Genomic DNA, 25,765 nt, shown 5'->3' on the forward strand with positions numbered 1-25,765 from the left:
CTTATACCTTACGCAGAATCACGCTACCAATCGAATAACCGGCCCCAAAGGAACTGAGTACGCCAACTGCCCCGCTGGGGAGGTCGTCCTGGTGCTTGTGCAGGGCGATCACCGAACCAGCGGAGCTGGTATTGGCGTAGGTATCGAGAATCACAGGCGCCTCATCGGCGTTGGCGTCGCGGCCCAGCAACTTCTTGACGATCAGCTGGTTCATGCTCAAGTTGGCTTGGTGCAACCAGAAGCGTGACACTCGTGTTACCTCAATGGCGTTTTCTTCCAAGTGCTTGGCGATCAATTCCGCCACCATCGGGCACACTTCGCGGAATACCTTGCGCCCCTCTTGTACAAACAACTTATCGTCCGCACCCATCCCCTCTTCGGCGGCCCGATTGAGGAAGCCGAAGTTGTTGCGGATGTTATTGGAAAACTGGGTTAACAGTTTGGTGCTCAGCACTTCGAACTGATAAGGCGAAGTGGCCAGATCCGCCCGCTCGACCAACACGGCGGTGGCGGCATCGCCAAAGATGAAATGGCTGTCCCGGTCCCGGAAGTTCAGGTGGCCGGTGCAAATCTCTGGGTCCACTACCAGCACAGCCCGCGCTTGGCCCAGCTGCACGGCGTTACAGGCGGTTTGAATACCAAAGGTGGCCGAGGAGCAGGCAACGTTCATGTCGAAGCCGAACCCCTGTATGCCCAAAGCCTGCTGAACTTCGATCGCCACCGCTGGGTAGGGACGCTGAAGGTTGGAGCACGCAACGATCACCGCGTCTACCTCTGCCGCGGTACGGCCCGCCCTCTCCAGGGCCTGGCGGGCAGCGGCCGTTGCCATTTCGCAGAGGATCGAAGGTTCGTCATTGGTACGTTCAGGCAAGCGTGGCAACATCCGCCGCGGGTCAAGAATACCGGCTTTGTCCATTACAAAGCGGCTTTTGATCCCCGAGGCTTTTTCGATAAAAGCCGCATTGGACTCAGCCAGGGGCTCACGCTCACCGCAGGCGATGGCATCGGCGTGATCAGCGTTGTGTTGGTGTACCCAGGCGTTGAACGACTCCACCAGCTCTTCGTTGCTGATGCTGTAAGGCGGCGTGAACAGGCCGGTACCGCTGATGACGACGTTATGCACGTTCGTTCCTCTAAAGTGGTGGGCGCCCCGTAAGGCAATACCCGCGGATTTTGCCACAGTTGGGACGAACGTGCCCGCCCTGCTCAGCTCTCTACCATGGCCCATTGCTTGGCCAGGCGCTTATCGGAAATGGGCGCTTTGGTACCCAGTTGCTGCGCGAACAATGACACCCGGTACTCTTCCAGCCACCATCGGTACAGCATCAGGCTTGGGTCCCGTTTGCCATCCTGGGCATGCTTGGCGGCACGGGCTTGGTAGTGGGCCCAAAGTTCACCCAGCTCACTGCTCCATACACGGTCGCGCTGTACCTGGGCGCCGATTTTATCCAGGCGCATCTCAATGGCCTTTAGGTAGCGCGGCAGTTCTTTAAGCCAAACAGCCGGTGTATCGCGCACGAAACCGGGGTACACCAGCGCCGACAGTTGCTGCTTGATGTCGTTAAGGGCCACCGCTTGAGCCAGGTCGATGCGCCCCTTGAAACGCTTTTGCAGGCCATGCCATAAGGTGAGTATGTCCAATACCAAGCGGGCCAGCCGCTCGGCATGCTCAGCCCAGCCACCGCGTTTGCGTTCAGCCAGGCTCGCCAGGCCCGAGCCATCCCGGGGCAGGCTCGCCTCCCCTTCCAATACACAGCTGTCCAAACTGGCCAGCAGGATATCCTCCACCAACGCTTCTATCCGGCCTAGATCGCGGTACAACAGGCCCATCTGGGTTTGGCCAGGCAGCTTGCCACGCAAGAAGCGCGCAGGCTCAGCGAGCTGCTGCAACAGCAGCCGCTGCAAAGCCCGTCGGTGTTGATACTCCGCTTCGGCGGCCGTGGCGAAACGCCCTTCGCGCACTTGGCCCTGGTCTTCCACCAGGGCCGGATATACGGTCAGTTGCAGGCCCGCCACGCTGTGGCGAGCAGTTTCAGCCACCGGCGCAAAGGCCTTGGCCTGAACGGGCATAGGTTCATGGGCGGCACTGGGCATCGCCAAGGCCGCCTGCCCCGCCTCGGCGAAACGCGCCGCCAGGGCATCCAGGTCTCGACCTTCGCCGAGGAATTTACCCGCCGCGTCCACGACCTCCAGGTTCATCCGCAAGTGGCCTTCGAGCTGACGCTCAGCCTCGGCCCAGTCCTCATCGCTGACTCGCGCCCCGGTCATGCGGGTCAATTCAGCGCCAAGCGCCTGGGGTAAGGCCCCTTGGCCGAAGACCATGCGCGCCAGGGCGGCCTTGACGAAATCCGGCACCGGCACGAAGTTCTTGCGCACGGCCTTTGGCAGGTTCCTCACCAAGGCCACGCAGCGGGCCTCGATCAGCCCAGGCACCAACCAGGCCAGGCGCTCGGCGGGCAGTGTGGAGAGCAAAGGCGCTGGCACCCGCAACGTCACGCCATCGCGTGGCGTTCCTGGCTCAAAGTGGTAGGTGAGTGGCAAGCAAAGCTCGCCCAGCTTCAAGGTATCGGGATAAAGCGCTGCGGTGACCTCGCTCGCTTCCCGCGCCAGCACGTCCTCCTCCCGCATGATGAGCAGGTTCGGGTTTTTCTGGCTTTCAGTGCGGTACCAGCTATCGAAGGTCGCAGTCTGGTAGACGGTGGCCGGCAGGCGCGCCTCATAGAAGGCGTACAGGGTTTCTTCATCGGCCAGGATGTCACGCCGGCGGGCCTTGGCTTCCAGTTCGTCCAGCCGTTCCAGCAAAGCGCGGTTGGCGGCCAGGCAGCGCGCTCGGGACTGGATGTCGCCACGCACCAAGCCCTCGCGGATAAACAGCGCACGGGATGCCACCGGGTCGATAGGCCCAAAGTGCACGGGCCTGCGGCCTACGATGATCAGCCCGTACAGAGTCAGTTGCTCGAAGGCCACCACCTGGCCGCGTTTTTTCTCCCAGTGAGGCTCGAAATGGTTGCGTTTGATCAGGTGCTCGGCCAAGGGCTCCAACCATTGCGAGTCCATGCGGGCCACCATGCGCGCGTACAGCTTGGTGGTTTCCACCAGCTCCGCGGCCATCAGCCACTGTGGCCGCTTGCGCCCCAGGCCGCTGGAGGGGTGTACCCAGAACCGCCGCTGGCGGGCACCGAGGTAGTCGCCCTCTTCGGTTTTTTGCCCTACCTGGCTCAACAGCCCTGAAAGCACCGCCCGGTGCAGCCGGGCGTAATCGGCAGGCTCGGGGTTGACAGGCAATTGCAGGTCCCGGCAAATCAACGCCAATTGTCGATGGGCATCACGCCATTCACGCAGACGCAGGTAATTGAGAAATTGCTTGCGGCACCAGTTACGCAGCGGGTTGGACCCAAGCGCCTGGCGTTGCTCCTCGAAGCCTCGCCAGAGGTTCACCAAAGCGGCGAAGTCCGAATCGGCGTCTTTCCATTGGGCATGGGCCTGGTCAGCAGCCTGCTGCCGCTCCGGTGGCCGTTCGCGGGGGTCCTGCACCGACAATGCACTGGCTACGATCAGCACTTCGGCCAAGCTGCCCTGCTGGGCGCCTTCGAGCAACATGCGGCCCAGGCGTGGGTCCACGGGCAGCCTTGCCAACTGCCGCCCCAGAGGGGTGAGCTGGTTTTCCCGGTTGACCGCGCGCAGCTCCTGCAACAGGTTGAAGCCGTCGCTGACCGCCTTACCGTCCGGTGGCTCGATAAACGGGAAAGCCTCGATAGCCCCCAAGCGCAGGTGTAGCATTTGCAAGATCACCGCGGCCAGGTTGGTCCTGAGGATTTCAGGGTCGGTGAAGGCCGGCCGGGCGTTGAAGTCCTCTTCGCTGTACAAACGCACGCACAGCCCAGGCTCTACCCGGCCACAGCGGCCCTTGCGCTGGTTGGCGCTGGCCTGGCTTACCGCCTCGATAGGCAACCGCTGCACCTTGGCGCGGTAACTGTAGCGGCTGATGCGGGCAGTGCCGCTGTCGATGACATAGCGAATGCCCGGCACCGTAAGCGAGGTTTCCGCCACGTTGGTGGCCAGCACCACGCGCCGCCCAGGGTGAGTTTGGAAGATACGCTGCTGCTCGGCCGGCGATAGCCGCGCGTACAGCGGCAGGATTTCGGTATGGCGCAACTGGGCCTTGCGCAGGTAATCGGCGGCGTCGCGGATTTCCCGCTCCCCCGGCAAGAACACCAGCACATCTCCAGGAGTCTTGCGCTCACGGCGTTCGAGCTCGGCAAATTCTTCCAAGGTGGCAAGGATGCCTTGATCGACGGTCAGGTCGTCTTCGACTGCATTGCCTTCTTCGTCCTGCTCGCTTACCAATGGCCGGTACCACAGGTCTACCGGGAAGGTGCGACCGGACACCTCGATCACAGGCGCGCCAGCGAAGTGCTGGGAGAACCGCTCCAGGTCGATGGTGGCCGAGGTGATGATCACCTTGAGGTCAGGGCGGCGCGGCAGCAGGGTTTTGAGGTAGCCCAGCAAGAAGTCGATGTTCAGGCTACGCTCGTGGGCTTCGTCCACGATGATGGTGTCGTAACGCTCTAGAAAGCGATCGTGCTGGGTTTCAGCCAGCAAAATGCCGTCGGTCATCAGTTTGATCAGGCTATGAGGGCCGGTCTGGTCTTCAAAGCGCACCTGGTAACCTACCAGCCCGCCCAAGGGCGCGCCCAGCTCTTCGGCGACCCGGGTCGCCACGCTGCGCGCGGCGATCCGCCGAGGTTGGGTGTGGGCGATCAGGCCAGCCTGGCCACGGCCCAGTTCGAGGCAGATCTTCGGCAACTGGGTGGTTTTACCCGAACCGGTTTCCCCGGCAATAACCACCACTTGGTGCTCGCTGATAAGCTTTTTGATCTCATCACGTTTGGCGGCGATGGGCAGTTGGTCGTCATAGGCAATGCTCGGCACGCTGGCGCGCCGTGCCTCGACGATGGCGCACGAGGCGTGATAGCGCTCCAGCCAACGGACCAGCTTGGCGTCGTCTGGCGTTTTTTGCAGCTCGTGAAGCTGACGCCGCAAGCGATGGCGGTCAGCGGTCTGGGCAAGGTCGAGGTTACGCAGCAATGTATCGAGAGGCGGTGTGGGTGCGGTCATCAGTCAGGCCCGGGCGGGCACGGCAAGAAAGGTGGAACGATTGTCGCAGATTTACCCTGCTTTAGGGCGCCAACTGGGCGGTTGCCCGCGTATTCCATCATTCGGGGAAAGCAGCGCCCAGCTATTAGGCGCATTTCCTCGACGAATGGGGGGGTTAAGCGGTTTTCTTCAGGCCCAGCTTTTTCAGTTCTTCGTCGCGCAATTCCCGACGCAGGATTTTACCCACGTTGGTAGTCGGCAGGCTGTCTCGGAATTCCACCGCCTTGGGTACCTTGTAACCGGTCATATTGGCGCGCATGTGGTCGAGTACCTGCTCGCGGGTCAGGGTCATGCCTGCCTTGACCACCACGAATACCTTGATGGCTTCGCCGGATTTTTCATCCGGTACCCCAATCGCGGCACATTGGAACACGCCAGGCAGAGTGACCAGCACGTCTTCGAGCTCATTGGGGTACACATTGAAGCCTGAAACCAGAATCATGTCCTTTTTGCGGTCGACGATGCGGATATAGCCATCGGGCTGGATAACGGCAATGTCGCCGGTTTTCAACCAGCCTTCGGGATCGAGAATCTCCGCCGTGGCTTCGGGGCGCTCCCAATAGCCCTTCATTACCTGCGGGCCTTTTACGCACAGCTCGCCCGGCTCGTTGAAACCCAATACCTTGCCGCTGTCGTCGATCACCTGGCATAACGTGGAAGATACCGGAATACCGATGGTGCCGATCTGCACGCCCTGTTTGGGGTTTACCGTGGCCACGGGGCTGGTTTCGGTCATGCCGTAGCCTTCGCAGATTGAGCAACCGGTGACCTCGCGCCAACGCTCGGCCACCGCAACCTGCAAGGCCATGCCTCCAGACAAGGTGAGCTTGAGGCTGGAAAAATTCAGCCGCCGGAAATCAGCATTGTTGCACAGCGCCACGAACAGGGTATTGAGCCCCACGAAACCGCTGAACTTCCACTTGCCCAGTTCCTTGACCATGGCGGACAGGTCGCGGGGGTTGCTGATGAGGATGTTATGGTTGCCCATGAGCATCATCGCCATGCAATGGAAGGTAAAGGCATAGATGTGATAAAGCGGCAGGGGCGTGATCAGCACCTCGCTGCCTTCAGCTAGGTTAGAGCCCATCAGCGCCTTGCACTGAAGCATGTTCGCTACCAGGTTGCGGTGGGTGAGCATGGCGCCCTTGGCGATGCCCGTGGTACCCCCGGTGTATTGCAATACCGCGACGTCTTCCCTGGCGGGGCAAACTTCTTTGATCGCGCGCGCTCGGCCCAGCGCCAAGGCCTGGTTAAACCGCACCGCCTGGGGCAAATGGTAGGCTGGCACCATCTTCTTGACGTAGCGCACCACGTTGTTGATCAGCAAACGCTTCAGGGGCGGGAGCAGGTCCGCGACCTCGGTCACGATCACATGGCGCACATCGGTTTTGGGCACCACCGCCTGGGCCAAGTGAGCCATGTTGGCGAGGCAAACAAGGGCCTTGGCGCCGGAGTCCTTGAACTGATGTTCCATTTCGCGCGCGGTATAGAGCGGGTTGGTGTTCACGACCACCAGCCCGGCTCGGATGGCCCCGAACACCGCAACCGGATACTGCAGCACGTTGGGCAGTTGCACCGCAATGCGGTCCCCAGGGAGCAGGTTTGTATGGTTCTGCAGCCACGCGGCGAAGGCGCCGGACAGTGTATACAACTCGCCGTAGGTCAGCGTATGGCCCAGGTTGCTGAAGGCGGGCTTGTCGGCGAAACGCTTGCACGACTGCTCGAGCACCGCCTGGACGTTAGGGAATGCATCTGGATCGATCTCGGCGGGAATACCTGGCGGGTATTTGTCTGCCCAGAAATTGTCGGCCATGGAACCCTGCTCCTCGTGCAGCGAGATCACCGCATTCGATGCGATTTTATAGATATCGTAAAAGCGCGCCGAGGTTATCAGCTTTAGGAAAAACCGCCTAGAGCCCGAAAGAGCCCTCAGGTCATGTCCGAAACGAATATCTTGTTACAGTCACATTTAGAGTATTTGCACTAAATCCTAGCGCAATGCCCAAGCTACGGCCTACCACGCCCCATAACGAAACCTAGCAGTCCTAGAGGACAGGACAATGCCGGCTGCTTGTTTATTTACATCTTGAATTGATAAGCCAGGCGCGCATGGCGATACACTAGGGCTTTCTCATTCAGGACTGTGTCAGCCCATGACCGACAGCACCAATACGCCTTACGAAGCCCTCGAAGTCGGCCAGACCGCCAGCTATACCCGTACTGTGCAAGAGCGAGAGGTACAACTGTTCGCGGAGCTTTCCGGCGATCGCAATCCGGTCCACCTAGACGTTGAATATGCTGGCAAAACGTTGTTCAAGGAGCGTATTGCACATGGCATGTATACCGGGGCTCTGATCAGCGCGGCGGTAGCCTGCGAGTTGCCCGGCCCAGGCACTATTTACCTCGGGCAAAAGATGACCTTCGAAAAGCCGGTCAAGCTTGGCGACACCCTGACGGTGCGCCTGGAGATCCTGGAAAAACTGCCAAAATTCAAGGTGCGCATCGCTACTCGCGTATTTAATCAGCGCGATGAGTTGGTGGTGGACGGGGAAGCGGAAATCCTGGCGCCGCGTAAGCAGCAGAGCGTAACCCTGGCGACTTTGCCGCCGATCACCGTTGGCTGAACCAAGGGCGAAAAAAAGGCGGCCTAAGCCGCCCCAAAATGCCTTGCGTGCCCGGCAGGGTAACCGCTCACCCTGCCGAGCCTTAAGATTAGGCGCACACACCTTGCCGCCCACTGACCAGGGTCAACGCTTTTTTGGTTTTTTCTTTGGTTTCTTTTTGCCCGCCAAAGGCATGGCCTGTTCGAAGGCCTGGCGCATTTCGGCCAGGCGCTTGTCATTAAGGTCGTGCTGTCGGCGAGCACGTTCGGCGGTAAAATCCAGCAGGTTGTTGTCTTCAGTCATGGTCATGGCTAACGGCTGAGAGGGGCTTATCATCGCCCTTCTGCCCTCCTCTGAACAGTCACACCTCTAAATCCACCCACAGCCCCTGCCGGGGTAGCGCCTCCATCAACGCCACGGCCGGCACCGTGTTATCTGCGTTCAATTCGTCACCAGGCACTACCATAGGCTCTTCGGCCGGGCCCCGGCCCTGACCCTGACGCCGCCTGCGCTGCTCGAACTCACGCAGCAATAACGAGGCGTCTTCGCGCTCACGGTTGCGCAGGTCGATCTGAGTGTCGCCAGACGCAGGCTGAGGCGCGGCCACTGGGGGAATATCAGGGGTACGCTTGACCGGGTCCAACTGAGGATTGACCGGCACGAACGGCTGTAAGGTCACAGGTGGGATCATTTGGCCTCCAAGCACTGTATTCATAGGCTCCGGCGTACGTCTATCCATGGCGCGCGGAGAACTGGCTGACCGTAACATCGACCTGGCGCTGGCGAACTTAAGGCCAGTCGTCGGGACCATCGGCCCGGGCTGATCTACAATTACGCAGGCAACTTTGGTTCTGGTGGAACGATCCGTTAGAATCCTCGGCTTTTGGCAGGCGGAGTAAGGCATGGCGCAGCAGTATCAACCGGGACAACGCTGGATCAGCGACAGCGAAGCGGAGCTCGGCCTGGGCACGGTAATTGCCCAGGATGGCCGCCTGCTCACGGTACTCTACCCCTCCACCGGCGACACGCGGCAATACGCTTTGCGTAACGCGCCGCTGACCCGTGTGCGATTTTCACCGGGCGACCTGATCACCCACTTCGAGGGCTGGAAACTCACCGTGCGGGAGGTAGAAGACATCGATGGCCTGCTTGTGTACCACGGCTTCGACACCCAGCATCAGCCTCGCACTCTGCCAGAAACCCAGCTGTCCAACTTCATTCAGTTCCGGCTGCCCAGCGACCGCCTGTTCGCCGGTCAGATCGACCCCTTGCAATGGTTCGCGCTGCGCTACAACACGTTGCAGCACGGCAGCCGGCTGATCCAGTCCTCGCTCTGGGGCCTGGGTGGCGCCCGTGCCCAACCCATCGCACACCAGTTGCACATTGCCCGGGAAGTGGCCGACCGTATCGCGCCACGGGTACTGCTGGCCGACGAAGTGGGCCTGGGTAAAACCATCGAGGCCGGCCTGGTGATTCATCGCCAGCTGCTGACCGGCCGTGCCAGCCGCGTGCTGATCCTGGTGCCCGAGAACCTGCAACATCAATGGCTGGTGGAGATGCGCCGGCGGTTTAACCTGCAGGTGGCACTGTTCGACGCCGAGCGCTTCCTCGAAAGCGACGCCAGCAACCCGTTTGAAGATGCTCAACTGGCACTGGTATCCCTGGAATGGCTTACCCACGCTGAACGGGCCCAAGACGCGCTCTTCGCGGCGGGCTGGGACTTGCTGGTAGTAGACGAAGCCCACCACCTGGTCTGGCACCCGACCCAGGCAAGCCCGGAGTACGCCCTGGTCGAACAGCTGGCCCAGGTAATCCCTGGTGTGCTGCTGCTCACCGCCACGCCCGAGCAGCTCGGTCAGGACAGCCACTTCGCCCGCCTGCGCCTGCTGGACCCGAATCGCTTCCACGACTTCGAAGCCTTCCGCCATGAGAGCGAGCATTACCGGCCCGTCGCCGAAGCGGTGCAAGAGTTGCTCGATCAGGGCCGCCTGTCGCCCCAGGCGCACAAGACCATCCATGATTTCCTGGGCGCCGAAGGCGAAGCCTTGCTGGGCGCCGTGCAAGATGGCGACGTTCAAGCCAGCGCCCGCTTGATTCGCGAGCTGCTGGACCGCCACGGCACCGGCCGGGTGCTGTTTCGCAACACTCGCGCGGCCATCCAGGGGTTCCCCGAGCGCGAGCTGCACCATCATGCCTTGGACGCTCCAACCCAGTATGCCGGCCTGAGCGGTTACGAAGCGCTATACCCAGAGGTGTCCCTGCAGCGCAACCAAACCGAAGGCGACGAGGACCGCTGGTGGCGCTTCGATACTCGAGTAGGCTGGCTGATCGACACCCTCAAGGCGTTGAAGAAGGTCAAGGTGCTGGTGATCTGCGCCAAGGCCGAAACCGCCATGGACCTGGAAGATGCCCTGCGGGTGCGCTCGGGTATTCCCGCCACCACCTTCCATGAAGGCATGAGCATTCTTGAGCGAGACCGCGCCGCGGCCTACTTCGCCGACGAAGAATATGGCGCGCAGGTGCTTATCTGTTCGGAAATCGGCTCTGAGGGGCGCAACTTCCAGTTCGCCCATCATCTGGTACTGTTTGATTTGCCCGCTCACCCCGACTTGCTGGAGCAGCGCATCGGCCGCCTGGACCGTATCGGGCAAAAACAGGTGATACAGCTCCATGTGCCCTATCACCTCGGCACGGCCCAAGCCCGGCAGTTCCGCTGGTACCACGAAGCGCTCAACGCATTCCTCAATACCTGCCCTACCGGTAACACCCTGCAGCAACGCTTCGGTGATGAGCTGGCCGAGCTACTGCGCGGTGGCAGCGACGCCGCCTTCGATACCCTGATCGCCAATGCCAAGGCCGAGCGCGAACGCCTGGAAGCCGAGTTGCACAGCGGCCGGGACCGCCTGCTGGAGCTTAACTCCGGGGGCGCTGGTGAGGGTCAGGCGCTGGTGGCGGCCATCGAGGAGCAGGACGATCAGTTCGCGCTGCCGTTGTATATGGAAACCCTGTTCGACGCGTTTGGCATCGACAGTGAGGACCATTCTGAAAACGCCTTGGTACTCAAGCCCAGCGAAAAGATGCTCGACGCCAGCTTCCCATTGGGCGACGACGAAGGGGTGACCATCACCTATGACCGCGAGCAGGCCCTGTCGCGGGAAGACATGCAGTTCCTCACGTGGGAACACCCCATGGTTCAAGGTGGCATGGACCTCGTGCTGTCAGGCTCCATGGGTAACACCGCGGTGGCCTTGATCAAGAACAAAGCCCTCAAGCCCGGCACGGTGTTGCTTGAGCTGCTTTACGTCAGTGAGGCGGTGGCCCCTCGTGCCTTGCAACTGGGGCGGTTCCTGCCACCGGTGGCGCTACGCTGCCTACTCGACGGCAACGGCAACGACCTCTCTGCTCGCGTGGCCTTCGAGACCCTCAACGATCAACTTGAAAGCGTGCCCAAGGGCAGCGCCAACAAGTTTATCCAGGCGCAACGCGATGCCCTTGCCCCGCGCATCAACGGCGCCGAGGCCAAGGTCGCGCCTCGTCATGCCGAGCGGGTGGCCGAAGCCCAGCAACGCCTGGCCTATGAACTGGATGAGGAAATCGCACGCTTGACCGCATTGCGGGCGATCAACCCAAGCGTTCGCGAAAGTGAAATCCAGGCGTTGCGCGATCAACGCGAACAGGGCATGGCCATGTTGGAAAAAGCCGCCCTGCGCTTGGAAGCCATACGGGTCCTGGTAGCCGGTTAACACCTACCTGGAAAGCGGCCTGCAATGGGCCGCTTTTACACATCGTGCCCTCTTGAGGGGCGCAGCGTTACGTGCTTGCACGCTCTTGGAACACTACCCAGGGTGAAACCACCACTGCCCACAGCTCTGGGCCACGCTCAAGCAAATCCGCGGCGTGGCTTTCCCCTACTTTTGTTAATGTGCCTGCCTCTAGCCAAGCCCTTACTTGCCCATGATGGTTCTCTGCCATGGCTTCAGCCACCGCCACCAGGTCCAGCCCTGGGGCGACCCACAACAGTGCATCCTTGGCAAAGAAAGGTTGTAACTCCTGCCAGCTGATTCTCGCGGTTTCTCCCAGCAATTTGGCATAGAGGGTGCTTGTCTGTTGCGTCATAGAGCGGGCCTGGATAACGGAAAAGGCCGCAATGATAACGCCAACAGGGAGCGGCGAAAAACCTGGTTTCAATATCCTCGCTAAGCCCAAAGCCCCGGAAATTCAGGCTTCTGCTGGGAGGGGATGGCGAGCGATCGCACTCAATATATAAGAAACTTTCAAAAAAGCGACATTACGCCAGAACCTGGCGGCGGCTCAGCTTTTCAACCGTGCGACGTGCAAACTACACTGCGCCGGGTGATACCCAAGGGGCTGACTCGTTGACCGATTCTGGTGCATCCTGCCAAGGCAGGCACTGCATGACCGGTCCACCGGCCCCGGCCGTACGGACTATAAAAACTAAAACACGAGAGTGGAGCCCTATGCACAACACTACCAAGCTGTCCAAGCTGTTCGCCGCCATGGTACTGGCTGGCGCCGCGAGCTATTCCTACGCCGCCGACACCATCAAGATTGGCATCGCAGGCCCGAAAACCGGCCCGGTGGCCGAATACGGTGCCATGCAGTTCCGTGGCGCGAAAATGGCCATTGAACAGATCAACGCCAAGGGCGGCGTTGATGGCAAGCAGCTCGAGGCCGTTGAATACGACGACGTGTGCGAACCCAAGCAGGCCGTGGCCGTGGCTAACAAGGTAGTCAACGACGGCGTGAAATTCGTGGTCGGTCACCTGTGCTCCAGCTCCACTCAACCGGCGTCGGACGTGTACGAAGACGAAGGCATCGTCATGATCACCCCAGCCGCCACCAGCCCGGACATCACCAGCCGTGGCTACAAGATGGTCTTCCGCACGATCGGGCTCGATAGCGCCCAGGGCCCGGCCGCCGGCAACTACATTGCCGATCACGTTAAACCCAAGACCGTGGCGGTGATTCATGACAAACAACAGTACGGTGAAGGCATCGCTACCGCGGTCAAGCAAACTCTCGAAGGTAAAGGCGTCAAGGTAGCCGTTTTCGAAGGCATAAACGCGGGTGACAAAGACTTCTCCTCGCTGATCGCCAAGCTCAAGCAGGCCAATGTGGACTTCGTTTACTACGGTGGTTACCACCCAGAGTTGGGCCAGATCCTGCGTCAGTCCAAAGAAAAAGGCCTGAACGCCAAGTTCATGGGCCCAGAAGGCGTGGGCAACGACTCCATCTCGCAAATCGCAGGCAACGCCTCAGAAGGCCTGCTGGTCACCTTGCCCAAATCCTTCGATCAAGACCCCGCCAACCAGGCACTGACCCAGGCGTTCAAAGACAAAAAAGAGGACCCAAGCGGCCCGTTCGTTTTCCCGTCCTACACCGCTGTGCAAATCATTGCTGAAGGTATCAAGGCCGCCAAGAGCGAAGAGGCTGCCAAGGTAGCCGAAGCCATCCACGCTGGCACGTTCAAAACGCCCATGGGCGAGCTGAGCTACGACGCCAAGGGCGATTTGAAAAACTTCCAGTTCGTGGTGTACGAGTGGCACTTCAACGCGCCTAAAACCGAAGCGAAGTAACCCTGGCGTTGGTTCCCAGAGCCCACTGCCCCTTGCAGTGGGCTTTGTTTTAAGAGCACCAGAGCCTGGGCCGCGAGCCGCCCCAGGCTTTCCCTGAAAATCTTAAAACCGTTAAACGCGGTTCACCGGCGTGTTCGCAGGGGAAATGCAGACAGGTTTTTAGGAGCGGCAGATGCCCGAGATTTATCACTACCTGCAACAGCTGGTTAACGGCCTGACCGTTGGCAGCACGTATGCGTTGATCGCCATTGGCTACACCATGGTCTACGGCATCATCGGCATGATCAACTTCGCCCATGGCGAGGTGTACATGATCGGCTCCTATGTAGCGTTCATGGCGCTTGCAGGCCTTGCCATGCTTGGCATTCACAGCCTGCCCGTGCTGATGATCGCCGGCTTCGCCGCCGCGATCCTGGTCACCAGCGCCTATGGTTACAGTATCGAACGCATGGCCTACCGCCCGCTGCGCAACAGCAACCGCCTGATTCCGCTGATTTCGGCCATCGGTATGTCGATTTTCCTGCAGAACGCGGTGCAGCTTTCCCAGGGTTCTGGCAACTTCGCCATTCCTAACCTGCTGCCCGGCAACATCAGCTTTGGCCCAGGCGGCTCGCAGGAAGTGCTGATTTCCTACATGCAAATTCTTGTATTCGTGGTCACCCTGGCGGCGATGTACGGCCTTACGTTGTTCATATCACGTTCTCGCATGGGCCGCGCCTGCCGTGCCTGCGCTGAAGACATGAGAATGGCCAGCCTGCTGGGCATCAATACCAACGGCGTGATCGCCCTGACCTTCGTGATAGGCGCAGCCCTGGCGGCGGTGGCAGCCATGCTGCTGAGCATGCAATACGGTGTGATCAACCCAAGCGCAGGGTTTTTGGTGGGGCTCAAAGCCTTTACCGCGGCGGTGCTTGGCGGCATCGGCAGCATCCCTGGCGCCATGCTCGGTGGGCTGGTGTTAGGCGTGGCCGAAGCCTTTGGCGCCGATGTCTTTGGCGACCAATACAAAGACGTGGTCGCTTTTGGCCTGCTGGTGCTGGTGCTGCTGTTCCGCCCGACCGGTATTCTCGGTCGCCCGGAGGTTGAAAAGGTATGAGCAAGTCCATCAAAACCGCGCTATTCAGCGCGTTGCTGGTGTGGGCCGTGGCCTACCCGGTATTCGGCTTGAAGCTGGTGTTCTCCGGGGTAACCCTGCAAGTACAGGGCGCGGATACTACCACCCTCATCGTGATCGCGCTGTGCTCCGTGGCCCTGTTCATTCGGGTACTGTTCGCCAACCGTGGCGGTGCCACCAAGGCCGGGCGTGGGCCCTTGTTGCCCGCGCATGTCAGCAACTGGCTCACGCTGCCGAGCACCCAGCGCTGGGGCCTGGCCGCGTTGATTGTGCTGGCATTTGCCTGGCCCTTCTTTGGCTCGCGGGGCGCGGTGGATATCGCCACCCTGGTGTTGATTTACGTGATGCTGGGCCTTGGCCTGAACATCGTCGTAGGGCTCGCCGGCCTGCTCGACTTAGGTTATGTAGGCTTTTATGCGGTAGGGGCCTACAGCTACGCGCTACTGTCCCACTACCTGGGCCTGAGCTTCTGGGAATGCCTGCCGCTGGCCGGCCTGCTCGCGGCACTGTTCGGCTTCCTGCTCGGTTTCCCGGTGCTCAGGCTGCGCGGCGATTACCTTGCCATCGTTACCCTGGGGTTCGGTGAGATCATCCGGATCTTCCTGCGTAACCTCACCAGCATCACCGGTGGCCCGAACGGCATTGGCGGCATCGACAAGCCTACCTTGTTCGGCCTGAGCTTCGACCGCCGCGCCGCGGAGGGCGCGCAAACCTTCCACCAGTACTTTGGCCTGGAATACAACCCGGCGGACAAAGTCATCTTCCTCTACCTGATCGCCTTGCTGCTGGCGCTGGTGGCCCTGTTCGTGATCAATCGGTTACTGCGCATGCCCATCGGGCGTGCCTGGGAAGCCTTGCGTGAAGACGAGATCGCCTGCCGAGCCTTGGGGCTGAACCCTACGGTCATCAAGCTTTCGGCCTTTACCTTGGGCGCGGCCTTCGCCGGCTTCGCCGGTAGCTTCTTCGCCGCACGTCAGGGGCTGGTGACGCCTGAATCCTTCACCTTTATCGAGTCGGCCATCATCCTGGCGATCGTGGTGCTAGGAGGCATGGGCTCGCAGCTCGGGGTGATTCTCGCGGCGATCGTGATGATCCTGCTGCCTGAATTGATGCGGGAATTCAGTGATTACCGCATGTTGATGTTTGGTGCCTTGATGGTGCTGATGATGGTGTGGCGCCCGCAGGGCCTGCTGCCTATGCAACGCCCCCACATGGAGCTGCGTCGATGAGCCGTGACATCTTGCAAGTGAGCGACCTGTCCATGCGCTTTGGCGGGCTGCTGGCGGTCAATGGCGTGGCCTTGACCGTAAAGGAAAAACAAGTGGTTTCGCTGATCGGGCCCAACGGCGCAGGCAAAACCACCGTATTCAACTGCCTGACCGGTTTCTATCGGCCCTCGGGTGGGCGCATCGTGCTGGAAGGCGAGGACGTCCAAGGGCTGCCCGGCCATGTCATTGCCCGCAAAGGCGTGGTCCGTACCTTCCAGAACGTGCGCCTGTTCAAGGACATGACCGCCGTAGAAAACCTGCTGATCGCCCAGCATCGGCACCTGAATACCAACTTCCTGGCCGGGCTGTTCAAAACCCCGAGCTTTCGCCGCAGCGAACGCGAAGCCATGGAGTATGCCGAGCATTGGCTGGAGCGCGTTAACCTCAAAGACGTGGCCAATAGGCCAGCGGGTACCTTGGCCTACGGCCAGCAGCGGCGCCTGGAAATCGCCCGCTGCATGATGACCCGGCCTCGCATTCTAATGCTCGACGAACCGGCCGCCGGGCTCAACCCTCGGGAAACCGATGAGCTCAAGACGCTGATTGGTGTGTTGCGCGCGGACTACAACGCCACGGTGCTGTTGATCGAGCATGACATGAAGCTGGTGATGAGCATCTCCGACCATATCGTGGTCATCAATCAGGGCACCCCCCTGGCCGATGGCTCGCCTGAGCAGATCCGGGACAACCCCGCTGTGATCAAAGCCTACCTGGGGGAAGCCTGAGATGCTGCAGTTCGAGAACGTATCGACCTTTTACGGGAAGATCCAGGCACTCCATGAGGTGAATGTGGAGATCCGCCAGGGTGAAATCGTCACCCTGATCGGCGCCAACGGCGCGGGCAAGTCCACCCTGCTTATGACCCTATGCGGCGCGCCCCGGGCACAGGCGGGTAGCATTCGTTACCTGGGGGAAGAACTGGTAGGGCTGGAATCGGCCCAGATCATGCGCAAGAGTATTGCGGTGGTCCCTGAAGGGCGTCGAGTATTCGCTCGGCTTACCGTGGAAGAGAACCTGGCCATGGGCGGTTTTTTTACCGATAAAGGGGACTACCAGGCGCAGTTGGATAAAGTGCTAGGGCTGTTCCCACGGTTAAAGGAGCGCTACAACCAGCGCGGTGGCACTATGTCTGGGGGCGAGCAGCAGATGCTTGCCATTGGCCGTGCGTTGATGAGCAAGCCACGCTTGCTGTTGCTGGATGAGCCTTCCTTGGGCTTGGCGCCAATCATCATTCAACAGATCTTCGACATTATCGAGCAACTGCGTCAGGACGGGGTCACGGTTTTTTTGGTGGAGCAGAACGCTAACCAGGCGCTGAAAGTGGCGGACCGTGCCTATGTGCTGGAGAACGGCCGGGTGGTGATGACGGGGACAGGGGCCGAGCTGCTGGTGGACCCGAAGGTCAGGGATGCGTATTTGGGGGGTTGAGCGACCAGTGCCCTGTTCGAAGGCTGAAAGCCGAACAGGGCTCCCTTACGACGACTACCAACCGTGATAACGTGAGCGCCTGTTTACGTGGAGGTCGACGATGTTTGCTGTTCGCCCGCTGGTGCTTGCTACCTTATTGCCGCTGTTCGCCGGTTGCCAACTGATGGGGGCGTTGCACAGCGCGCCGGAGCCTACGCTCTCTGGGCAAACCCGGATGCAGGGCACCGTGCGCGAGGCTGCTGGCCAGTTGTTGTTCGCCCCCTGCGGTTCAGCCCGTACCTTTGTGGTGGATGATCAAGGCAACACGGGTATCGCACAGGAAGCACGGGATTTGGCCGCCGGCCCTGATGGCCTGTTCGCCGATGTGCGTGGGCGGTTCGATGGCAATACGGTGGAGGGCGTACCCGGCAAGCTTAATTTGCAAAACCTTTATCGGGTCGAGCGCGCCAGTGGCGCCTGCAAGGATGCCAACTTCAAGGTCACCCGTTTCTACGCCGAAGGCCAGAACTGGTCGGTGCGAGCCAATATCAAAGGCATGAAACTGGTGCGCGAGGGCCAGCCAGACTTGGCAGTACCCTATTTGATCGAGCAGATGCCCGGTGGTGGCAGCAGCCTGAGCAGCGACGCAAACCATCAGCACATCGAGCTTTGGGTAGCCCCGCAACGCTGCGTTAGCGGTGAGCGGGTTAGCTTCCTGGCTGCGGAACTGCGTATCGATGATCAGGTCCAGCGTGGGTGCGCCTACGAAGGCGCGGCTCAAGCGAACTGACGCCAGAAGCACTGAGCCGTTCTGGCGGCTGGCGGTGGCTGTAGCGCGCCGGACGGGTATAATCGCCGCCTTGCTATTGCGCCACGCCTTGGCGCCGGTCACTGGATCTCCCATGCTACGAATTACCGAACTCAAACTCCCCCTGGACCATTCCGAGGGCGCGCTGCGCCAGGCAATCGTGCAGCGCCTTGGCATTACCGATGCCGAGCTGCTGAGCGTCAGTATCTTCAAACGTAGCTATGACGCTCGCAAAAAAAACAGCGAGTTGCTGTTCATCTATGCGGTGGACGTGGCCGTGGTCAATGAAGCCGCGCTGCTTCAGCGGTTTGCCGACGACCATAATCTGGTGCCCGCCCCTGACATGACCTACCGGTTCGTGGGCCAGGCAGCAGCTGACGGCGCCGGTCCCCGCCCGCTCGTGGTGGGGTTCGGCCCTTGTGGCATCTTTGCCGCGCTATTGCTCGCGCAAATGGGCTTTCGGCCGATCGTGCTGGAGCGAGGCAAGGAAGTGCGCCAGCGCACCAAAGACACTTGGGGCCTGTGGCGCAAGGGCGAGCTGAACCCTGATTCCAACGTGCAGTTCGGCGAAGGCGGCGCGGGGACGTTTTCCGATGGCAAACTTTACAGCCAGATTCGTGACCCGCAGCATCATGGCCGCAAGGTACTGGAAGAGTTCGTAAAGGCTGGCGCGCCGGACGAAATCCTCTACGTCAACAAGCCCCATATCGGCACCTTCCGCCTGACTGGCATGGTGGAAAACATGCGTCAGCAGATCACCGCGCTGGGCGGCGAGATCCGCTTTGAGTCCAAGGTGACAGACCTACTGATCGAGGGCGACCGGGTACAGGGCGTACAACTGGCCAGTGGCGAGCAATTGCTTTCGCGCCAGGTGGTCTTGGCGCTCGGCCATAGCGCGCGCGATACCTTCCGCATGCTGCACCAACGTGGGGTATTCATGGAAGCCAAGCCGTTCTCGGTGGGCTTTCGGATCGAACACCCGCAGTCAGTCATCGACAAAGCCCGCCTGGGCAAGTATGCCGGGCACCCCAAGCTGGGCGCCGCCGATTACAAACTGGTGTACCACGCCAGCAACGGCCGCTCGGTGTATAGCTTCTGCATGTGCCCAGGCGGCACCGTGGTGGCCGCTACCTCCGAGCCGGGGCGCGTGGTCACCAACGGTATGAGCCAGTACTCCCGTAACGAGCGCAACGCCAACTCGGGTTTGGTGGTGGGTATATCTCCAGAGCGGGATTACCCAGGCGGGCCGCTGGCGGGTATCGAACTGCAAGAGCAATTGGAAGCAGCCGCCTACGTGATGGGGGGTAGCAGCTATCATGCCCCCGGGCAATTGGTGGGGGATTTTCTCGCCGGGCGGCCCTCACCGGCCTTGGGCAGCGTGGAGCCTTCCTACAAACCAGGCGTGGCCTTGGTGGACCTGGCCGCCGCGCTGCCTGATTTTGCTATTGAAGCCATTCGTGAAGCGCTACCGGCCTTCGATCGCCAGATCAAAGGCTACAGCATGCACGACGCGGTACTTACGGGTATCGAGACGCGTACTTCGTCCCCTCTGCGCATCACACGCAACGAAGCCTTCCAGAGCCTGAACCTTAAAGGGCTATTCCCCGCCGGCGAAGGCGCGGGCTACGCCGGTGGCATTCTCTCCGCTGGCGTTGATGGCATTCGTATCGCCGAAGCCGTAGCCCGAGACGCGTTGGGGGCCTGACCCAGCCTTTAGGCAGTGTGAGCCAGCACGGACGCTGGCAAGGGCGCGCCCTCTTCCACCGCCGCTCGAACCTCCTGGCCTGGCGCTACCAGGCCAAAGCCTTGGGCGGCCAACCACTGCTCGTTGTAGTAGGTACTCAAATAGCGCTCGCCGCTGTCACATAGCAGTGTGACGATAGAACCACTAAGGCCCTCCTCCTTCATCTTGCTCGCCGCCGCCAGCGCGCCTATCAGGTTGGTACCACTGGATGCCCCTACGCGGCGGCCCAAGTGGTCGCTCAAGTAGTGCATCGCTGCCAGGCTCAACGCATCAGGCACCTTGACCATGCTATCGATTACCCCCGGCATGAACGAGGGTTCCACCCGCGGACGGCCAATGCCTTCGATGCAGGAGCCGTGAGGCAAGGTCAGGCTGTGATCGCCACTGCGGTAGGCTTCGAAAAAAACCGAGCGCTCGGCGTCGGCGCAGAGCACACGGCTGCGGTGTTGGCGGTAGCGTACGTAACGGCCCAGGGTCGCCACCGTGCCACCGGTACCGGGGCTTGCTACCAGCCAACGTGGTTCCGGGTGCCGTTCCAGGCGCATTTGCTGAAAAATGGATTCGGCGATGTTGTTATTGGCCCGCCAGTCAGTGGCCCGTTCGGCATACAGGAACTGGTCCATGAAATGCCCGCCGGTGCGCGCTGCCAGCTCCAGCGAGGCCTGGTGAATCTGGGTCGGGTCTTCTACCAAATGGCTCTGGCCGCCATAGAAGGCGATCTGCTTAATCTTCACCTGTGAGGTAGACGCTGGCATCACTGCGATAAAGGGCAGCCCCAAGAGGCGGGCGAAGTAGGCCTCGGAAATCGCCGTGGACCCACTGGACGCTTCTATTACAGGCTTGCCAGGTTTGAGCCAGCCATTACAGAGCGCGTAGAGAAACAACGAGCGCGCCAAACGATGCTTCAGGCTGCCCGTGGGATGGCTCGATTCATCCTTGAAATACAGGTCAATGCCCGGGAACCCCGGCAACACGAAGGGAATCAGGTGAGTGTCGGCGCTTCGTTGGAAATCAGCCTCGATCAGGCGAATGGCATCCAGCGCCCAGGTACGGTCAGTCATGAAAAACCCTTTGGCTGGCCTGGTTCGCTGCTGCGAACAAGCCTATACATGAACAGAAACGGTTTGAGAAAACCGCTGAAAACCCCCGTAAACACGAGGCCTTACGGTGTTTCTCAGGGCTATAAGCTTATACTTTTTCTTTTTAGGGCGGCCAGCGCGGGTTAGGGTACGCCCCTTTTCAGCCTACAGACCTGGGAGGGCGCCATGCCAGTACGTCTTTCACTTCGTAAATTCTTTGCGATGGAGGCCACCGGTGGCCTGCTATTGATCATTGCCGCGATACTCGCCTTGGTGGCCAACAACTCCCCCGCTTCGGCAGGGTACATGGGGTTTCTAGACATACCGGTGTGGCTGCGGCTAGGGCCGCTGGAATTGGCCAAGCCCTTGTTGTTGTGGATCAACGACGGGCTGATGGCCCTGTTCTTTCTGTTGATTGCGCTTGAGGTCAAACGGGAGATGCTTCAAGGCCACTTGGCTAAGCCCTCCCAGGTCGTATTGCCCGGCATGGCCGCGCTGGGTGGCATGGCAATTCCTGCCCTGATCTACTGGGCGTTGAACCACCAAGACCCGGCCGCCGCCGCAGGGTGGGCGATTCCAACCGCAACCGACATTGCCTTCGCCCTAGGGGTGCTGGCCTTGCTAGGCAAGCGCGTGCCTGCCTCGCTCAAACTTTTTCTGATGACCCTCGCCATTATCGACGACTTGGGCGCCATCGTGATTATCGCGGTGTTCTACTCCGGGGCCCTGTCCACTGTTTCACTGATGTTGGCCACGGGCTGCCTGGTTGCCTTGCTGGGCCTGAACCGCGCAGGCGTTCGGCACCTGGCGCCTTATTTGCTGATTGGCTTGGTGCTGTGGGTGTGCGTACTGAAAAGCGGTGTACATGCCACCCTGGCCGGGGTGGCGCTGGCGTTCTTTATCCCGCTACGCGGCGGCGACGCTGAGCAAGCACCTGCATTGCTACGCTTGGAACATGCCCTGCACCCTTGGGTGGCCTATGGGATTCTGCCACTGTTCGCCTTTGCCAACGCCGGTATTTCCCTGGCAGGTGTGAGCCTTGAAAGCTTTACTCATTCGGTGCCACTGGGAATCACCCTGGGGTTGCTGGTAGGTAAAACCCTGGGTGTGTTTGGGCTGACGTGGCTAGCTGTACGCGCTGGGCTGGCCGCGTTGCCCAGTGGCGCCAATTGGGGGCAGTTGCTGGGTGTGGCGGTGCTGTGTGGCATCGGTTTTACCATGAGCATCTTCGTGGGCTCATTGGCCTTCGACCCAGCCACCAGCATTTATGCGGGCCAAGACCGCATGGGCATTCTTACTGGTTCCTTCCTGGCAGCAGTAGGCGGTTACCTGATCATGGCTGCCACCAGCAAGCGAACCGCCTGAAATCGAGCATGGCGGCCCCATGATGGGCGCCATGCTACTTGCCTATCAACCAAGTATCAGTGGCTGACGCGGCTGGTACCGTCCACGGTCATGATGCGTACCCGCTCGCCCACCCGAAAGATCTCATTCTCTTGCACCTGCTGCACATAGGCACGGGTACTGCCGTCGTCTTCGCGTACGGTGATTTCCACGCCCTGGGCACGGGTCAGGCCTTCTTCGGTCGCCGATCCCAACAGGCCGCCGGCCACGGCGCCGATGACCGCCGCCACGATGCTGCCACGCCCCCCACCTACCGCGCTGCCCGCTACACCGCCGACGATGGCGCCCGCGCCACCACCGATAGGCGTTTTGGTACCCTCGATTTTTACAGGGCGCAGGGATTCGATGGTACCCATGCGCACGGTTTGCACGCGGCGCGCTTCATCTCGCGAGTAAGAGTCACCGGTCAGGTTAGACGTACAGCCACCCAGCAGCAGGGTCATGGCCGTGAAACAGGTCGCTAGAACAACAGAATTACGCATGGATCACACTCCGTAGGACATACGGCTATTAGACACCGTCTTCCGAAGCGTGGCACGAAACGCGGATATTTTGAAGTGGATTTACGGACACACGGGTAAGCACTGGTCAGGGTGCCAGACGTTGCCGCTCCCAGGTGCCATGGTGCAGGCGGTAATCCAGGCGGTCATGAAGGCGGCTAGAGCGCCCCTGCCAGAATTCGATCCGGTCCGGCACCAGGCGATAACCGCCCCAATGCTCAGGGCAAGTGGGGGGGGTGTCTCCGAAGCGTTCGCGGGTCGCCTCGAGCAGCCCTTCCAACTCCGCGCGGTCTGCAATCGGCCGGCTTTGGGGCGAAGCCCAGGCGCCGATGCGGCTGCCTAGAGGGCGCACCTGGTAATAGGCTTCGGACTCCGCCGCCGCTACCTTGAGCGCCCGCCCTTCGATGCGCACCTGGCGCTCCAAGGTGGGCCAGAAGAAGGTCATGGCCGCGAACGCGTTCAAGGCCAGGTGCTGGCCCTTTGCGCTTTCGTAGTTGGTAAAGAAGGTAAAGCCCTGGTCATCCAGGCCCTTGAGCAGTAGCACCCGGCAATGCGGACGCCCCTCGCTGTCGACCGTAGCCAAGGTCATGGCATTGGCTTCGACCGGCAGTTGCTCAGTTTCTACCGCCTCGTTGAACCATTGTCGAAACAGCAACAGCGGGTCCGCTGGCGCTTCGCTTTCGGTAAGGCCATGACGGGTATAGTCACGGCGCATATCGGCCAGGGATTTGCTCATCGGTGGCGGCCTGGTCAGTTCTTGGCTTGCTGGTCAGCAGCGGGCTTTTTGGCTGCCACTTTCTTGGCTGGCGCTGCTTTCTTTTTGGCGGCGGTCGCAGGCTTGCTCGAAGCCTTCTTGGCGCCGGCGGTTTTGTTGGCAGGTGACGCAGGGGCAGCCTTAGGCACATCTGGCAGTGCTTTTACATCCTGCAGCGCCACCAAAGCCGCTGCTACCGGCGTGGGCTGGTCATATTTGGCCATCAACATAGCCATGCCGCTATCTGGGGTCACCAGCATTTCCACGCGGCGATTGAGCGAGCGCCCAGCCGGGCTGTCGTTAGCCGCGCGAGGCACGACCGCGCCCATGCCACGCAGGCTGAGGCGGTTACGTTGCAAGCCACTTAGGCGGAAAATCGCTGCGATGGACTGCGCACGCTCCAGGCTGACCTTTTTGTTCAGGTCCGCCGCACCGGAGGAATCGGCATGTCCCAGAATCAGCACGGACGTCTTGGTGTCGCCCTCCAGGGCCTTGGCCACATTGGTGATAGGCCCCAGGGATACGGGCAACAACATGGCTGGGCGGTCAGGGTTGAACGAGCCGTCTACCGGCGCGGTGACCACGAACATACTTTCGCCGCGCTGCAGCTCGAATTTGCTGCCGCGAATCGCTTCACGCAATTTCGGCTCATAGGCGTCCATCCAAGCCTGGGTGACGGCCGGGTCAACCTTGGCCGCCGCGGCGATGGCAGACGCCGGTGCCCCTTTAGGGTTGGTCGCAGCGGTTGGCTTGTCGCTATTACCGAACGGCCACCACCAGCGGCCCTCGCTACCCGCCTTAACGTCGGACGCCGCATCGGCCTTGGCAACGCGATCCTGTACAGCCTGCTCTACGCTGTTGTCCTTGGCGACCTCCTTGGCGGGGGCCTCCTTGCCGAACGGCTCGCCGAACGGCCACCAGCCCGCATTAGGGTTGGACGGCGCTTCCTGCGAGGTGTGGGCACAGCCGGTGATAGCCAGGCACAGTGCGAAAGCGAGAGTCTTCTTGGCGTACATGATCGATCCGGAAAGTAAAGTCAATAAATCGGGTTAACAAACCCGCTTAAATTGTTGATTGGATGGTAGAACATTCGAGGCTGAGTGGATTACCGTCGGTCGCGCCAGTTTGCCGATTCCTACACACAATTGGCTACCGCCTGCGCCAGGCGTTGGGCACGGGGGTCCATCAAAACGTAGGGCCCCAAGGTATTGGTCACAAAACCAAAGGCTACGCCATGATAGGGGTCGGCAAAGCCTACCGACCCACCTGCGCCTGGGTGCCCGAACGCGCTCGCGGCCATGCCAAACGTGGCGTTGGCACGGGCGGGCTGATCCAGCATGCAGCCCAGGCCAAAGCGGGTAGGCGTAAGCAGCGTCAGGTCATCACCAAGGCTATGCTCGCGGGTCAGCTCATCGAGCCATTCGCCGTCGAGCAATTCGCCGTCCAGCAACCCTTGGTAGAAGCCCGCCAGGCTGCGCGCATTGCCATGCCCATTGGCGGCGGGTTGCTCCATGCGTCGCCACTCAGGCTTGTTGGTACTGGTAAGAATCGACGGCGGGTTGGTAAATGCACGGGTGCTAAGCGCCTGGGGTTCGCGCAAGGTCACGTGCAATAGCCGCTGGGCAGCTTCGTCCCCTGGGTTGCCTTTGCTTCGCGCCACATGGGCCACGCGATGAAATTCGTTGTCGGCCAGCCCTATATGAAAATCCAGCCCCAGGGGCGCCGCTACCCGCTCGACGATGGCTTGACCTGGCGAGCGCCCGTCGACCCGGCGAATCAGCTCACCCAACAACCAGCCGTAGGTCATGGCTGCGTAACCATGGGCGGTACCTGGCACCCACCAGGGCTGTTCGGCGGCCAACGCCGTGGTCATGGCCTCCCAGTCATAAAGGGCTTCGGCGGGCAACAGCTCACGCAACGCGGGCAACCCCGCTCGATGACTTAACAACTGCCGAACGGTGATCGAGGTTTTGCCGTTGGCGGCGAACTCCGGCCAGTAGCGAGCCACGGGCGCATCCAGGCTTAACTTGCCCTCGGCGGCAAGCTGCAACACGGCTACCGCGGTGAAGGTTTTGGTGCACGAGAACAGGTTGACGATCGTATCGGTGTGCCAGGCCTCAGCGCCGTCTTTGTCCCGGGTACCGGCCCACACGTCGATGACCGTTTCGCCATTGACTTGCACGCACAAAGCCGCACCGCGCTCTTGGCGATCCTCGAACAGGGCGGCGAATGCATCACGCACCGCTTCGAATTCCAGGGAATAATGGCCTTGTATCAGCAAGCGCTACTCCAGCGGAGGGCGATAAAATTGCTGCGCATTGTTTCAGCGA

General features: G+C 60.8%; 21 protein-coding genes. 10 read left to right on the forward strand and 11 right to left on the reverse strand.

From position 1 onward, the window contains the following. Window position 1: 1 nt before the first annotated feature. The 3 genes from ACWKV4_RS07965 to fadD1 all read right to left on the reverse strand — a co-directional run bounded on the left by ACWKV4_RS07965 (window position 2) and on the right by fadD1 (window position 6,970). Complete coding sequence (locus ACWKV4_RS07965) at window positions 2-1,123, reverse strand: beta-ketoacyl-ACP synthase III (protein WP_483831541.1); 1,122 nt, start codon at window positions 1,121-1,123, stop codon at window positions 2-4. Between the two features lie 83 nt (window positions 1,124-1,206). Continuing rightward, window positions 1,207-5,118, reverse strand: a complete 3,912-nt coding sequence (hrpA, locus tag ACWKV4_RS07970; protein WP_483831542.1) for an ATP-dependent RNA helicase HrpA — start codon at window positions 5,116-5,118, stop codon at window positions 1,207-1,209. A 154-nt stretch (window positions 5,119-5,272) separates the two neighbouring features. Beyond that, on the reverse strand, window positions 5,273-6,970 hold the full coding sequence (gene fadD1, locus ACWKV4_RS07975; RefSeq protein ID WP_483831543.1) for a long-chain-fatty-acid--CoA ligase FadD1: 1,698 nt from the start codon (window positions 6,968-6,970) through the stop codon (window positions 5,273-5,275). Window positions 6,971-7,310: 340 nt separating this feature from the next. On the opposite strand from fadD1, the gene ACWKV4_RS07980 reads away from it, so the two are divergent. Beyond that, a complete protein-coding gene (locus tag ACWKV4_RS07980; RefSeq protein WP_483831544.1) occupies window positions 7,311-7,781 on the forward strand; it encodes a MaoC family dehydratase in 471 nt (156 codons plus the stop codon). 123 nt (window positions 7,782-7,904) lie between these two features. Here the strand turns inward: ACWKV4_RS07980 and ACWKV4_RS07985 are convergent, their stop codons facing one another. Together ACWKV4_RS07985 and ACWKV4_RS07990 are read right to left on the reverse strand one after the other, a co-directional pair. Further along, the gene (locus ACWKV4_RS07985; RefSeq protein WP_483839545.1) at window positions 7,905-8,069 is read right to left on the reverse strand and encodes a hypothetical protein; all 165 of its coding nucleotides are present in this window, start codon (window positions 8,067-8,069) and stop codon (window positions 7,905-7,907) included. Between the two features lie 52 nt (window positions 8,070-8,121). Next, window positions 8,122-8,451 carry an aspartate-semialdehyde dehydrogenase gene (locus tag ACWKV4_RS07990; protein WP_483831545.1) on the reverse strand — a complete coding sequence of 110 codons (330 nt, stop codon included), beginning with the start codon at window positions 8,449-8,451 and terminating at the stop codon, window positions 8,122-8,124. A 211-nt stretch (window positions 8,452-8,662) separates the two neighbouring features. Between ACWKV4_RS07990 and rapA the strand changes: the two genes are divergently transcribed. Next, the gene (gene rapA / locus ACWKV4_RS07995; protein ID WP_483831546.1) at window positions 8,663-11,503 is read left to right on the forward strand and encodes an RNA polymerase-associated protein RapA; all 2,841 of its coding nucleotides are present in this window, start codon (window positions 8,663-8,665) and stop codon (window positions 11,501-11,503) included. 67 nt (window positions 11,504-11,570) lie between these two features. On the opposite strand, the gene ACWKV4_RS08000 is transcribed toward rapA, so the two are convergent. Further along, window positions 11,571-11,876, reverse strand: a complete 306-nt coding sequence (locus ACWKV4_RS08000; protein WP_483831547.1) for a DUF2288 domain-containing protein — start codon at window positions 11,874-11,876, stop codon at window positions 11,571-11,573. A 362-nt stretch (window positions 11,877-12,238) separates the two neighbouring features. On the opposite strand from ACWKV4_RS08000, the gene ACWKV4_RS08005 reads away from it, so the two are divergent. The 7 genes from ACWKV4_RS08005 (at window position 12,239) to ACWKV4_RS08035 (ending at window position 19,659) form a co-directional block, all read left to right on the forward strand. Continuing rightward, entirely contained in the window at window positions 12,239-13,357 is a 1,119-nt protein-coding gene (locus ACWKV4_RS08005) for a branched-chain amino acid ABC transporter substrate-binding protein (RefSeq protein WP_483831548.1), read from the forward strand. A gap of 172 nt (window positions 13,358-13,529) precedes the next feature. Beyond that, window positions 13,530-14,453 (forward strand): high-affinity branched-chain amino acid ABC transporter permease LivH, encoded by a 924-nt coding sequence (gene livH, locus ACWKV4_RS08010; protein ID WP_483831549.1) that lies wholly within the window; start codon window positions 13,530-13,532, stop codon window positions 14,451-14,453. Beyond that, entirely contained in the window at window positions 14,450-15,700 is a 1,251-nt protein-coding gene (locus ACWKV4_RS08015) for a high-affinity branched-chain amino acid ABC transporter permease LivM (RefSeq protein WP_483831550.1), read from the forward strand. Before livH ends, ACWKV4_RS08015 begins: the two co-directional genes overlap by 4 nt. After that, window positions 15,697-16,464: a high-affinity branched-chain amino acid ABC transporter ATP-binding protein LivG gene (gene livG / locus ACWKV4_RS08020; protein WP_483831551.1), complete on the forward strand. Its 768-nt coding sequence runs from the start codon at window positions 15,697-15,699 to the stop codon at window positions 16,462-16,464. The genes ACWKV4_RS08015 and livG overlap by 4 nt, the downstream gene beginning before the upstream one ends. Window position 16,465: 1 nt before the next feature. After that, entirely contained in the window at window positions 16,466-17,167 is a 702-nt protein-coding gene (locus ACWKV4_RS08025; RefSeq protein WP_483831552.1) for an ABC transporter ATP-binding protein, read from the forward strand. 100 nt (window positions 17,168-17,267) lie between these two features. After that, the gene (locus ACWKV4_RS08030; RefSeq protein WP_483831553.1) at window positions 17,268-17,936 is read left to right on the forward strand and encodes a hypothetical protein; all 669 of its coding nucleotides are present in this window, start codon (window positions 17,268-17,270) and stop codon (window positions 17,934-17,936) included. 112 nt (window positions 17,937-18,048) lie between these two features. After that, window positions 18,049-19,659: an NAD(P)/FAD-dependent oxidoreductase gene (locus ACWKV4_RS08035; RefSeq protein WP_483831554.1), complete on the forward strand. Its 1,611-nt coding sequence runs from the start codon at window positions 18,049-18,051 to the stop codon at window positions 19,657-19,659. A gap of 8 nt (window positions 19,660-19,667) precedes the next feature. On the opposite strand, the gene ACWKV4_RS08040 is transcribed toward ACWKV4_RS08035, so the two are convergent. Then, the gene (locus ACWKV4_RS08040) at window positions 19,668-20,759 is read right to left on the reverse strand and encodes a PLP-dependent cysteine synthase family protein (protein ID WP_483831555.1); all 1,092 of its coding nucleotides are present in this window, start codon (window positions 20,757-20,759) and stop codon (window positions 19,668-19,670) included. Between the two features lie 204 nt (window positions 20,760-20,963). Between ACWKV4_RS08040 and nhaA the strand changes: the two genes are divergently transcribed. Beyond that, window positions 20,964-22,142 carry a Na+/H+ antiporter NhaA gene (gene nhaA, locus ACWKV4_RS08045; protein ID WP_483831556.1) on the forward strand — a complete coding sequence of 393 codons (1,179 nt, stop codon included), beginning with the start codon at window positions 20,964-20,966 and terminating at the stop codon, window positions 22,140-22,142. Between the two features lie 56 nt (window positions 22,143-22,198). Here the strand turns inward: nhaA and ACWKV4_RS08050 are convergent, their stop codons facing one another. From ACWKV4_RS08050 to ACWKV4_RS08065, 4 genes are all read right to left on the reverse strand, one after another. Beyond that, window positions 22,199-22,663, reverse strand: coding sequence for an outer membrane lipoprotein (locus ACWKV4_RS08050; RefSeq protein ID WP_483831557.1), 465 nt, complete (start codon window positions 22,661-22,663; stop codon window positions 22,199-22,201). 106 nt (window positions 22,664-22,769) lie between these two features. Next, a complete protein-coding gene (pdxH, locus tag ACWKV4_RS08055) occupies window positions 22,770-23,417 on the reverse strand; it encodes a pyridoxamine 5'-phosphate oxidase (RefSeq protein ID WP_483831558.1) in 648 nt (215 codons plus the stop codon). Window positions 23,418-23,431: 14 nt separating this feature from the next. Continuing rightward, a complete protein-coding gene (locus ACWKV4_RS08060) occupies window positions 23,432-24,451 on the reverse strand; it encodes an OmpA family protein (RefSeq protein ID WP_483831559.1) in 1,020 nt (339 codons plus the stop codon). Window positions 24,452-24,570: 119 nt separating this feature from the next. After that, window positions 24,571-25,716 carry a serine hydrolase domain-containing protein gene (locus ACWKV4_RS08065; RefSeq protein WP_483831560.1) on the reverse strand — a complete coding sequence of 382 codons (1,146 nt, stop codon included), beginning with the start codon at window positions 25,714-25,716 and terminating at the stop codon, window positions 24,571-24,573. Window positions 25,717-25,765 lie beyond the last annotated feature (49 nt).

The sequence above is a fragment of the Pseudomonas artemisiae genome, assembly GCF_057128685.1.